Annotated in this window: 6 protein-coding genes and 1 CRISPR repeat array; of the genes, 3 read left to right on the forward strand and 3 right to left on the reverse strand. The window is 43.1% G+C overall.

Translation table 11 applies throughout. The annotated features are described in order from the left end of the window. A partial coding sequence (locus ACFFAP_RS30905) for a hypothetical protein (RefSeq protein ID WP_375514792.1) occupies nt 1-188 on the reverse strand: 188 nt, incomplete at its 3' end. Between the two features lie 524 nt (nt 189-712). Further along, on the reverse strand, nt 713-1,432 hold the full coding sequence (locus ACFFAP_RS30910) for a hypothetical protein (RefSeq protein WP_375514793.1): 720 nt from the start codon (nt 1,430-1,432) through the stop codon (nt 713-715). Nucleotides 1,433-2,083: 651 nt separating this feature from the next. On the opposite strand from ACFFAP_RS30910, the gene ACFFAP_RS30915 reads away from it, so the two are divergent. From ACFFAP_RS30915 to ACFFAP_RS30925, 3 genes are all read left to right on the forward strand, one after another. Then, nucleotides 2,084-5,425, forward strand: coding sequence for an efflux RND transporter permease subunit (locus ACFFAP_RS30915; RefSeq protein ID WP_375514794.1), 3,342 nt, complete (start codon nt 2,084-2,086; stop codon nt 5,423-5,425). A gap of 535 nt (nt 5,426-5,960) precedes the next feature. Continuing rightward, nucleotides 5,961-6,398: a DUF6918 family protein gene (locus tag ACFFAP_RS30920; protein ID WP_375514795.1), complete on the forward strand. Its 438-nt coding sequence runs from the start codon at nt 5,961-5,963 to the stop codon at nt 6,396-6,398. Between the two features lie 328 nt (nt 6,399-6,726). Then, complete coding sequence (locus ACFFAP_RS30925) at nt 6,727-7,641, forward strand: M23 family metallopeptidase (RefSeq protein WP_375514796.1); 915 nt, start codon at nt 6,727-6,729, stop codon at nt 7,639-7,641. 168 nt (nt 7,642-7,809) lie between these two features. Then, a CRISPR array of direct repeats spans nt 7,810-8,427; the repeat unit is 37 nt; unit sequence GTTTCAATCCCTAATAGGGATTTTAGTTGATTGCAAT. Nucleotides 8,428-8,792: 365 nt separating this feature from the next. Here ACFFAP_RS30925 and ACFFAP_RS30930 read toward each other — a convergent pair. Then, nucleotides 8,793-9,560 carry a circadian clock KaiB family protein gene (locus tag ACFFAP_RS30930; RefSeq protein ID WP_375514797.1) on the reverse strand — a complete coding sequence of 256 codons (768 nt, stop codon included), beginning with the start codon at nt 9,558-9,560 and terminating at the stop codon, nt 8,793-8,795. Nucleotides 9,561-9,836: the final 276 nt, after the last annotated feature.

The following is a 9,836-nucleotide window of genomic DNA, read 5'->3' on the forward strand; positions in this document are numbered from 1 at the left end:
AATGAGCCTTTGAACTCCATTAATGAGCCTTTGAACTCCATTAATGAGCCTTTGAACTCCATTAATGAGCCTTTGAACTCCATTAATGAGCCTTTGAACTCCATTAATGAGCCTTTGAACTCCATTAATGAGCCTTTGAACTCCATTAATGAGCCTTTGAACTCCATTAATGAGCCTTTGAACTCCATTAATGAGTATTTGAACTCCACTCCCCTGCTCTTTTGCCTCTGCCTCCCTCTTTTTTGCTTCTTACAGCAATTTTCAGGTAAATAGACCACGCGGTAGGGGGACAGCAATGCTTATTGGTGTCAACTTAACGTTAAAAGGGCGGTTATAAACCGCGTCTACACAAACAAAACCCGCCTACGCGGGTTTCAAAACCTTGATTTCCCCTTAGTCCGCCTGCGCTGACTTCGTTTGTGTGCCCGTAAACTCCGCGACTTCCAGTCGCCTTGGCTCTAAGTTGACACGTATGAGCAATGCTGTGCCCAATACTTCTCGGTTTAGCGTTATTAGTTTTAGCAGATCCCCCCAACTCCCCAATAAATTGGGGGGCTGTTTTCCCATTTACCCCCAATTTATCGGGGGTCGCTGTAGGCGGGGGGATCTGAATCTAGGACGACTCAACCCTTATCCGAGAAGTATTGGGACAGAGCGCAGCGTTTGACAACATTCAAAAGATGGCTGACTTTTCTTTAGGGCTACAATCAACTTAAGAACCAAAGGTTTGCTTCATTTTTGAAAGAAGCTTCGAGATGGACTCCCCGTGAATAATAGAACCATGCATTGTTGCAAGGTACTTAATGGGTAGCTTCTCTATTGCCTCAATTCCTCGAGTGAAGCTTTTCCCTTCAGACATAAACCCGACTTTTTGCTGAAACTTAATGATGGATTCTGTAAGATCCTTCTCGGTAACAGGCTCCTCGAACTGACCCGGATGAGCTGCTAGATCGGAACAAAAAAGGATCTCCTCTTGCGGCTGATAAAATACACAACCCTCCCACCCATGAGGGAAATGAGGAGTTTCAATGAGTATGATATCTCTTTTGCCAAGAGAAAGAGCTTTGTCATTCTTAAGAACCGTTGTTGGTCGCACTGCAAAGTCATCCATGTTCGATTGATTCAGAGGACTCACAATTGTTTTCGCTTGCGGAGCTGCTTCAAGCCACTGATTAAGCGCTCCGCACTCATCAGCCTCAAGGTGACACAAACCAATGTAATGAAGTTTTGAAGCATCGCAGACACACGAAACAAGCTGATAAGTTTGCTCGAACCAATTTGAGCGACCCGTATGAATAAGCATAGGGCGCTCATCAAGGATGAGGAATTGACTGAAAACAAACTTTTTATTATTTGAGATAGAAAGCTTATATATATTAGGAACTATCTCATCTATCCGCGTGAACTTAGCATCGAAACGCGTAAACATCATATTTAGGGGTAAAAAAACATCTTACATTTTTTCCCCAAAGCCCAAAGACCCAAAGCTGCGCTTTAGCTCCCTTCCCCGCAGGAAAAGAGAAGTCTGATCTGCGGCTACCCTGGTGATTCTCCATAAATTGGGGGGCTGTTTTCCCATTTACCCCCAATTTATCGGGGGTCGCTGTAGGCGGGGGGATCTGAATCTAGGACGACTCAACCCTTATCCGAGAAGTATTGGGATGGAAGCTTTCTTTGACGCTCTTGTTGACTGTTTGTTTTACCAATTCCCTGTTCGATTGCATCCGAGGGTATAGCTGTTTTTGTAGCCCTGAATACTTCATCTGCTTCTAGACCGGAGATATAAACGAGAATTCTTCTTCGTTGCACCGATTTTGCGATCGCCTGTTAGGGGACAACAGTTAATTTTCCTGATTTTGGGCTTAACCGAGAAGTATTGATGCTGTGCCCCTACAACATATGTGGTTCAATTAAATGAAAACTGCTTTAAAAGTCTTTAATCCTCATTACCCTTTATCCCCAGAGAGCGCCACGTGTTCCCCAATCCCGAATTTTGTGCGATCGCCTACACTAAGCCTTAATAATCCTTATATTAATAAAAAGCTACTACCTTACTAACGAGTCTTGAACTTTTCCGTAATTTATGTTTGTCAATACCTTCATCAGACGTCCAGTCCTGACGACGGTCTGCACGTTCATTATTTTGCTGCTGGGAAGCATCTGTATTCCGATCCTGCCGATTTCTCAGCTACCAGACCTCGCCCCGGTGCAAATCACCGTTAGCTCTAACAATACTGGTGCGGATGCTCAAACAACAGAGAATAGTGTTACCAACATTATTGAGCGACAAATTAATGGTGTTAAAGATGTATCTTATATATCTTCTAATACGGGGAATGATGGTTCTAGCAATATAACTGTCTCCTTTCCAACTAATGTCAATAGCGATATTGCTCAAGTAAACGTTCAAAATAAACAAGCACTTGCCAATCCTCAACTGCCAGATACAATTCAACGAACAGGTGTTACCGTTGAAACGGCATCGAGCAGTCTGCTTCTCGTTTATGGGTTTTACTCAGAAAATAATGAGTATGACAACATTTTTATCAGTAACTATGTCGATCTGTATATTTTCGATCAGATCAAACGGCTTCCTGGTGTAGGAAGTGCCAGAGTTTTTGGGGAGCGCAAATATGCCATGCGTCTCTGGCTTGATCCCAACAAGCTTGCCCAACATCAATTGACTCCTCAAGATGTTACAGCCGCCCTGCAAGAACAAAATATTCAGGTGGGTGCAGGGGCAATTGGTAAGGAACCAGCACCAGATAATCAAAGCTTTGAATTTGCTTTACGGGCAACCAGTCGATTTAAAGATGCGGCTGAATTTGAGGACATGGTGCTGAAGGTGAGTCAAGGTGGCACTAATAGCACTACTAATAGCACCACTAATAGCACCACTAATAGCGCCACTAATAGCACCCTAATTAAGGTCAGAGATATCGGTCGAGTTGAACTAGGAGCAGAGAACTATCTCGCTGATGCCAAATTCACCATCCCAGGAAATGCTCCCAAGGCAGCCGTGGGTTTGGGTATATATCAACTTCCGGGTAGTAATGCCCTGAACGTTGCTCATGCTGTTGAAGAGCAGATAAAAATATTAGAGAAGAATTTTCCACCTGGACTAAAAGCACAGTTAGCATTTGATACCACTCCATTTGTAGAAATTTCTTTAGAAGAAGTTCTGCACACTCTGGTTGAAGCTATTATCTTGGTGGTCTTGGTAATTTTTGTCTTTTTGCAAGACTGGCGTACCACGATCATTCCCACTGTTGCGATCCCCGTTTCCCTGATTGGGACATGTGCGGCTCTGTTGGTTTTAGGATTTCAGATTAATACACTGACCTTATTTGGTTTCGTCCTGGCGATCGGTATCGTCGTCGATGATGCCATTATTGTAGTGGAGGCAGTTGCAGTCAAACTAGAGGAGGGCATGAAGCCCTTTGAGGCCGCTGTCGAAGCCATGAAGGAGTTGACCGGGGCAATCATTGCCACTTCACTTGTACTCATGGCGGTATTTATTCCAGTTGCATTCATTCCGGGCACTACTGGGATTGTCTACAAACAATTTGCGTTAACCGTTGCTTGCTCCATTGGCATCTCGACCTTCAATGCCTTAACTTTCTCTCCGAGTATGGCAGCTATCCTCATGCGCCCGGCTCAGACTCCACAGGGCCCTTTAGGGTGGTTCTTTACGCAATTTAATCGAGGATTTTCCTGGTTCACGCGCCGATATGTCGGGTTTGTTAGCTACCTTACCCATGTCAAGCCGATTGTAATTGGGGTTTTTATTACTGGTTTAGTAGCAACGGTTTTGATGTACAGAGCAGTGCCTACTGGATTTATTCCGGAGGAAGATCAGGGCTACTTCTTTGTCATTGTACAGGGGCCTGACGGGGTTTCTTTGCAGTACACCGAATCTGTGATGAACAAGGTTGTCAAGGAAGTAACATCGCTTCCCGAAGTTAGAGCTAGTTTTATGATCAGTGGCTTTGGTTTCGATGGCAATGCTTCTAATTTAGGCATTGCCTTTGCTAACCTGAAACCCTGGAAAGAGAGACCTAGCGAATCTGAGTCTGTCTATGGAATACTTCAGAGAATGAACAAAAAGCTCTCTGCAATTACAGATGCTAGAGCGATCGCTGTGAATGCTCCTCCGGTTAGAGGATTAAGTACTACGGGTGGTTTTGAGTTTATCATTCAAGACAAAACCGGAAGTGCGCCGATTGAAACCCTGGTTGATACTGCTAACAAATTCATTGCGGCGGCAAATAAAAAACCTGTTTTACAACGAGTCTTCACTCAGTTCACCGCAGACACTCCCCAATTTGACATTCAGGTAAACCGCAACCAAGCCAAAGCTCTCAACGTTGAGCTAAACGACATCTTTGGAACGTTGCAAAGTTACTTGGGGTCGCAATATGTAAATGACTTTGTGCAGGGACAGCGACAGTATCGAGTATATGTCCAAGCAGATGGGGTTTTCCGCTCTAATCCAGATGATATTGGCAAGCTGTATGTTCGCTCTGCAAATGGGGCGATGATTCCATTGAGCAGCCTGGTGAAAGTTACTCCCTTTGTGGGGCCGAAAACCATTTCGCATTATAACTTGTACAGATCAATCAAGGTACAGGGCGCTCCTGCTCCCGGTTCTAGTTCTGGAGAGGCAATTAAAGCGATGGAGGCTGTAGCAGCAGAAGTCTTGCCTCAAGGATTTGGTTACGAGTGGACAGGGACTTATCTTCAGGAGAAGACATCTGGGGGAGCTACGGGCTTGATTTTTGCCTTAGCGATCGTGATTGTCTTTCTGGTGCTATCGGCTCAGTATGAAAGCTACATTGACCCGATCATTATTTTGCTGACGGTTCCTCTAGCAGTCTTGGGAGCGATGACAGCCCTTTGGCTACGCTCGAATATTTTCATGGCAGGTAGCCTCTTCCCCAAAGTGGTGGATGATATCTATTGCCAGGTAGGTCTGGTGACTTTGATTGGTCTAGCTGCGAAAAACGCGATTTTAGTCGTGGAATTTGCCAATCAGCTGCATGAGCAGGGCATGAGCTACACGCGGGCGGCGGTGAAAGCCGGGCAAGAACGTCTGCGACCGATCTTAATGACTTCCTTTGCAGCGTTATTAGGATTTTTGCCCTTGGTGATCTCTCAAGGGGCTGGAGCTAGCAGCCGTTGGTCTTTAGGAACAGCGCTCTTTGGGGGGCTGATGCTTTCAACGTTCTTAAGTTTGTTCTTAGTGCCAATTCTGTATATCTTAGTTAAGAGTTTGGCCCAGGCTATATTACCTGGGAAGCGATCGGGTGGCTCAAAACCTCCAGATTCTCCAAATGGAGCTTCGGGATCTGAACATAGAGTTTTGCCTGCTGCCTCAAGTCAGCCAGAGACACAGCTCAGGTCTCAGCAAGATGGGATAACCTGATTGCCCTTAAGTCTCTTTCCTTAAAAAGGGACTTTAAGAGACTTCTTAGCCCCCCAATTTATCGGTGAGTTGGGGTGCTAAGACTTTGAAAAAACGCACTAGTAGTCTGTCAAGTTGAAATTGATGGGTAAGTAAGTTCGTAGTAAGGACTTTAAGTCCAAATCTATTAAGCACGCTTTGTGCTTACTACAAACTTTTCATTACTAGCTTGACAGACCACTAGTACAACGCAGCGGAAATAAACCTACCATTTCATTACAGCCAGAAAGCCCAAAATTAAAGCTTTTTGACATTTTAATGCGTGAATGCGTGACTTCCGCTTTGCGGTACTAGGGGATGAGATCAACCAAAGAATGCTTGCCAGTGCTAGCTTATAGCTTAAGTTGACACCAATGGACTTCTATGTACTCGTATAAAAGGGCTATATTCCTTATGTCCATAACATCCTCTAACTCTGATACCATTTTCTGTAATTTCCTGCTTGCTAAAAAAATTAGTCGAATAGAAATTAAGTACTTAGATAAGGAAAAGTGAAATGGGACTTAGCGACGGACTTTTGAACCCGACCAAAAAGGCTATGGTCATAGATGACTGTTGCAATATGATAGAAAGACAGCTTGCATCCAAGTCAGGCATGAGTGGCATCGCTTTGAAAACTGCCTTTGCCGCCCTGAAAGGGGTTAAGCCAGGGTATATCCCCTACGTGGTTGAGCAGATTTTACCGCAGTGCTTCACAGCACTTGATCCCATCTGGAGTGAAGGCGTACACAAAGGTGATCCAATTGAATACCTGAATGCAAATCGCTCTCAGACGGCAGACGCGCTACTCGGTGTCACCGATGCGAGAGTCAAGAACGCCAAGCGCCAAATCGTGCGAGGAACCTATGAAAAACTTCGCGGTTCAGCCAAAAAGCACGTAGAAGAAGCGGTGCCAGACTTAGCCAAAGTAATCGATAATTACACTAAGTCCTGAGCCAGAAGAGAAGAATCACAATAAACGTATGCCACCGTTCGATGCGTCGGTGGCTGGCATACGGCGAAAAGATTACACTTGTATAGCGCCAAGGTGTTTGGCGAGGGTCTTAGAAATGTTATATCTCCTAAATTTCCTGATATTTACCGAGTCAGCTTGAAACAGCAAATAATCAGAAACTATAGGAATCATATTTGATTTTTGAAATTATCTATGTAGGTGGGGAGTGGGGAGTAGGGAATCACGCTTTTCGAGTTGAGGGCGAGTTTTTTCAGAAATCAAATCATAGTCTTATATCTGAATTATTGTTTGAATAAACTTTCAATTTATGAAAAAAGTTACCGTTTATCGATACCGCACTTATGGACTAATTGGGTTAATATCCTTAACCGCCGTATTAAGTACAACTACATCTGCCCTAACACAGTTAGCAGACGATTCCCCAATTAGACAAACTCCTATCCCTGCTTCTAACTTAATCTGGCCGACTCAAGGGTTTATTTCTCAAGGCTTCCGCAAATATCAACATGAAGGAATTGATATTGCAGGGGTATCTGGAACTCCTATTGTTGCTGCTGCATCTGGTACAGTCATCAAAGCAGGTTGGGATAATTGGGGATTAGGCAATGCTATAACTATTAAACATCTTGACGGCAGTATCACTGTTTATGGTCACAATCGCCGTTTGTTGGTGAGCAAGGGTCAACAGGTCATTCAAGGTCAAATTATTGCTGAGATGGGATCTACAGGCAATAGTACAGCGCCTCATCTGCACTTTGAAGTTCATCCAAATGGTCGAATAGCAGTTGACCCCCTTGGTCTGTTAACATCCTTAACTGCAAGTGTTGCTTCTGCTTCTAAAGTTCAGCAAGTGGATAACCTGAACCACCCAGTCTCAACACCCCCAGTAGCAAAGCAAGTTTCACCTTCACAGCCAATTCCAATAGGTTTTGCACCTGTTAGCACTGATACTAAATGCAATGGAGTTACCATCATTGAGGGTGAGACTGCAAGTATTCGTGTAAAAGTTTGTGAAGAAAATGGTCAGTTATTTTATATTGGGCAGTTGAAACAAGACCCTACCAAGCCTATAAAAATCGCAGCTTTAAATATTGGCAAAGGCAGATATCGAGCAGATAATGGTAGTTTTTATTATTTAGTCAGCCCTGAAAAAGTGGAAGTTTGGCGAAATGGTACTCAGATGCGTTCTGACCGATTTTATAATTTAACAAAATCGCCATAAAGTTACCATCAAATATGTGACTTTACTGCAAGCGATCGCTTGAGTTGATCAATTTGCTAAGTCAGTTCATAATTATCTGTATATTGCTGTAGCGATGAGCAATTGTGATGCGATCGCAGGAGTTCAGTTTATGCCTCTAGCTCTCCAAAGAACTCACTCTGGGTAATTTTAGCTACCTCTGATAAAAATTTTGGTTAATTGCAATTCACAAGTGCAAGTAAAGCAGCTACATCCCAAACACGTTTCAATCCCTAATAAGGATTTTAGTTGATTGCAATACCAAAGTTTTTGCTTTTTGGATAGTTCTAAAGGTTGTTTCAATCCCTAATAGGGATTTTAGTTGATTGCAATGAAATAGATATAATACTCTACCCTGAGGATATTTGTTTCAATCCCTAATAGGGATTTTAGTTGATTGCAATCTCCCAACTTTTCGTAGATTCCTTGGCATTGCAGAGTTTCAATCCCTAATAGGGATTTTAGTTGATTGCAATTTTCTAGGTAGAGCATTCAGTATATTCAGTCCCTGGTTTCAATCCCTAATAGGGATTTTAGTTGATTGCAATTTGAAGCGGGAGTATAGTTACTAAGTTCCTTTAATTCGTTTCAATCCCTAATAGGGATTTTAGTTGATTGCAATTTTTCTGTGATACTATTGCTATAAATTGTTTTAATGTTTCAATCCCTAATAGGGATTTTAGTTGATTGCAATAGAAAGCCTTGAGCTTTTAATAAAATTCCAGTTAACAGTTTCAATCCCTAATAGGGATTTTAGTTGATTGCAATCTGGCGTCTGAAAGCCCTGTGTTATTTGGTTTTCAAGGTTCAATAGCGCGAATAGGAAAATCATAACATCAGGAGTGGCAATTGTGCTACACGAAAATAGCTGAAAGCCAGCCCACATAAGGTGCGCGGATGGTTTAAAGATTCTACAGCCGTCAAGTCCTCGCATACAAGGCAATTCAACCATTTTTGTAGTCACCTCTTCACCAACACCTACCCATTCGCGCACTGGGCAAAAAAACTAGTCTGATTGCAAAGCAGTTCATTATCCATGAGCTTAGTACAGACGTTCTTTGATTTCTAGCGAAAACAATTGCCACCTATCAAACCTCTGCGTTTCACTTTTAACCCTCAATTCGTTATAAAACTTAAAATTTTTCCTTAACAGTTAACATCTGTAAAATCTTTTCTACATGATCCAACTCTCCAACGATTCGCCGAATTGGGTGCGGCCAAACTTTGACAAGGGTAGGAGTTGCAGAAACCTGATTGAGTTCTGCTTGTTCTGGATGAGTTAAAACATCAATCACTTTCAGAGTATAAGGATGTCCAAGCGATCGCTCCAACAATTCGTGTAAATTTTGCAGAATGCGTTCGGTGGTACTGCTATGTCCGGCAACAAACAATCGCAGAACATAGCCTTGTGTGATGGCTTCCTTTTTTTGTACTATTACTGGTTGGTGGTATTTTGGCACAGGTTCAGAAAGGTCTAGACGAACAATTAAATCGTGATCCTCCCAAAGCTGCGGGAATGAGGAACGATAAGTTGTTAATACCATGCGATCGCACAACCCCTCTTGCCAAGGAGCTGCTTGCCATACTAACTCCCCTGTGGCAAAAATGGCATTAAGCAAAGCTTGATGTCTAATTACAGCCGGATAAGCTTCAGCAAAAGTACGCACTTGTTGAGTGCGCGGATCTAACCAGTGGTCAATAGTTGCAGTATAACAAGGCACTAAAAAGTGCGGTGGCTCTGGTAAATCTAGGATTTCTTGCAAAGCCGAACACAAATGCAAATGCCATCGACCTTGCTTGCTAGGGTCGATGCAGTAAATCAAATCTCCTCCAGGCGTAAATAGCGCAATGCCTTTAAACAACTGGGGTGTAGATAGTTTGTTTGTCGTCAAGTTATTCACAGAGGCTAGGAAGCTAAAAGTAAAACATTCTCTCTTTTACCTTTTACCTTAGCTATAACCGCAACCAGGATGACAAAGATATTTGGGAGTGGGGACTAGGGATTGGGGACTAGGGATTAGGGACTGGGGATGAGAGAGATGAGGGAGAATAATTACTAACTAAGCTGTTCGTCATCTAGTTTTACAGGGCAATCTAAAGCAGGAACCGATTTCAGGCGCGAAATTATCAAATTTAGATGCGCGTCACCTTACTAAATGTTGACCAGTCTCCAGTCC

The sequence above is a fragment of the uncultured Nostoc sp. genome, assembly GCF_964245575.1.
Taxonomy (GTDB): Bacteria; Cyanobacteriota; Cyanobacteriia; order Cyanobacteriales; family Nostocaceae; genus Nostoc.

Coding starts and splice junctions, on each gene's coding strand:
- ACFFAP_RS30915 (WP_375514794.1), top strand. CDS start 2,084: ATGTTTGTCAATACCTTCATCAGACGTCCAGTCCTGACGACGGTCTGC.
- ACFFAP_RS30925 (WP_375514796.1), top strand. CDS start 6,727: ATGAAAAAAGTTACCGTTTATCGATACCGCACTTATGGACTAATTGGG.
- ACFFAP_RS30920 (WP_375514795.1), top strand. CDS start 5,961: ATGGGACTTAGCGACGGACTTTTGAACCCGACCAAAAAGGCTATGGTC.
- ACFFAP_RS30910 (WP_375514793.1), bottom strand. CDS start 1,432: ATGATGTTTACGCGTTTCGATGCTAAGTTCACGCGGATAGATGAGATA.